This is a genomic window from Dietzia sp. DQ11-38-2, from assembly GCF_014145055.1.
Taxonomy (GTDB): Bacteria; Actinomycetota; Actinomycetes; order Mycobacteriales; family Mycobacteriaceae; genus Dietzia.
The window spans coordinates 1-2,305 of sequence record NZ_JAALDW010000380.1 but is presented as its reverse complement, the minus strand read 5'-3'; the positions used below and the strand labels follow the sequence as shown (position 1 = coordinate 2,305).

General features: G+C 69.7%; 2 protein-coding genes and 1 pseudogene. 1 reads left to right on the top strand and 2 read right to left on the bottom strand.

Going from position 1 to position 2,305, the window contains the following annotated elements:
• Nucleotides 1–40 precede the first annotated feature (40 nt).
• Both galE and G6026_RS12690 read right to left on the bottom strand, forming a co-directional pair.
• A complete protein-coding gene (gene galE / locus G6026_RS12695; protein ID WP_107756388.1) occupies nucleotides 41–1,027 on the bottom strand; it encodes a UDP-glucose 4-epimerase GalE in 987 nt (328 codons plus the stop codon).
• Entirely contained in the window at nucleotides 1,024–1,713 is a 690-nt protein-coding gene (locus tag G6026_RS12690; protein ID WP_107756389.1) for a metal-dependent transcriptional regulator, read from the bottom strand. Before G6026_RS12690 ends, galE begins: the two co-directional genes overlap by 4 nt.
• Nucleotides 1,714–1,939: 226 nt before the next feature.
• Here G6026_RS12690 and G6026_RS12685 point away from each other — a divergent pair.
• Nucleotides 1,940–2,305 (top strand): annotated as a pseudogene (locus G6026_RS12685) (acetoin utilization protein AcuC); the annotation flags it as partial.

Here is a 2,305-nt window from a genome sequence, read left to right as displayed (position 1 = left end):
GCACCGCGGTCGGTGGCCGCGCCCGCGGTGCCGCCCCGGTCTACCGGGGCGCGGAGTGCGCCCGATCTCCCAGAGCCGAGGTGAACGCCCATGCATCGCGGACGATGGTGTGGAGATCGGTCCGGGTGGGAGTCCACCCCAATTCGGTCATCGCTTTCTCGCTCGAGGCGACGAGCACCGCCGGGTCGCCCGCCCGGCGTGGCGCGACCACGTCCGGGATCGGGTGCCCCGTGACCTCGCGGCACACGTCGATCACCTCGCGGACGGAGAATCCCTCCCCGCTCCCGAGATTGAGCACCCGGTGGACGCCGGGCCGGTTGGATTCCAGTGCCAACAGGTGGGCATCGGCGAGGTCGGCGACGTGGATGTAGTCGCGGACACAGGTCCCGTCGGGCGTGGGCCAGTCGTCGCCGAAGACCTTGATGGCGGACCGGTGTCCGAGGGCCACCTGCAGCACCAACGGAATGAGGTGGGTCTCGACGACACGGTTCTCTCCCACCGGACCGTGGGCGCCGGCGACGTTGAAGTAGCGCAGGCTCGTGGCAGCGAGCCCGTGGGCCGCGGCGTACGAGGTGATCGCGTGATCGATCGCCAACTTGGTGGCGCCGTAGGTGTTGGTCGGCCGGGTGGGCATGTCCTCGGTGATCGGGATCTGCTCCGGCTCGCCATAGGTCGCCGCGGTGGAGGAGAAGACGAGGTTGGACACGTCGGCGGCGCGCATCGCCTCGAGGAGCGCGAGAGAGGTCACCACGTTGCCCCGCCAGTACTCCCCGGGCTTCTCCACCGATTCCCCGACGAGCGAGCGGGCGGCGAAGTGCACCACGCCGTCGAAGCCGGGCCCCGACCGCAGGACCTCGCCCGCCAGATCGGCCACGTCCCCCTCGATGAACGTCGCCGCCGCGGGGACGCCGTCCCTGTTGCCGGTGGAGAGGTCGTCGAGGATCACCACCTCGTGTCCGCGCTCGACGAGAACCGTCGCACAGACCCCGCCGACGTATCCGGCTCCTCCCGTGACGAGCAGTCTCACGGGAGGATCTCGACCTGGATCGCGTGCGCGTGATCCCCGTCGAGCTCCACCGTGTGACCATCACCGGAGTCGAGTTCGACGAGGTGGCCCCGCCGGGTGGCGGTCACGGTCTTCAGCGGCTCGACGCCGGCCGCGCGAAGCTCGGAGATCAGGTCGGTGTCGATCTGGACGTTCTCTCCGATCGCCTGGATCCGGACGCTGTGCGGGATGTCCGTGTCCAGGGCGGACAGACGGGTGAAGGCGGACTCGTCGGCCATCGTGGAGGCGTAACCGATCTTGTCGAGTCCCGGGATCGGGTTGCCGTACGGGGACGTCCTCGGATCCTCCAGGACCTCGATCAGCCGCCGTTCCACGTCGTCACTCATCACGTGCTCCCAGCGGCACGCCTCGGCGTGGACCTTCTCCAGCTCCAGTCCGATCACGTCGACGAGCAGCCGCTCGGCGAGACGGTGCTTGCGCATGACGTCCACGGCCAGGTCCCGGCCGCTGGTGGTGAGTTGGAGATGCCGGTCGGGTGCCACGTGCACCAGGCCGTCGCGTTCCATCCGCGCGACCGTCTGGCTCACGGTCGGTCCGCTCTGCTCGAGTCGCTCCGCGATGCGGGCCCGGAGCGGGATCACACCCTCCTCCTCGAGCTCGTAGATCGTGCGGAGGTACATCTCGGTGGTGTCCACCAGGTCTTTCACGCTGAATCCTCCACGTCGGATCGTCGCAGGTAGGGGTTCCCGGTGGTTGACGATCCCCTCCGGGTTCACAGACGAGACTACCGCCGGTCCTCGAACCGGGGTGGGGAGCGGGCAATCGGGGGCCGGGTCAGGTCCCGCCGCGTAGATTCGGGGGGCGTACATCTCGGTGATCCCACCGGGTGTGGGTCGCCGGGAGCGTCCCGGTGAGAGGGGAGGACGGGTGGCAATGGCCGGTATCCGGGACGGCGTCGCCGCGGCGGTGGTGTGGAGTCCGTCGCTGATGGAGTACAAGCACTCCGCCGACCATCCCATGAGCCCCCGCCGACTCGATCTGACGATGTCTCTCGCGACTGAACTGGGAGTTCTGCAGGGCGTGGAGATGCTGGACCCCGGTTCGGCGAGTGACGAGGAGCTGCTCCGCGTCCACACGTCCCGCTACATCGGCGCGGTCAAGGCGGCCGGCGGCCTGCCACCCGGCGAGCACTACGGCATGAGCCACGGGCTCGGCACGGCGGACAACCCGACCTTCCCGGCCATGCACGAGGCGAGCGCCGCGGTGGCGGGTGGGACCCTCGCGGCCGCGCGGGCGATC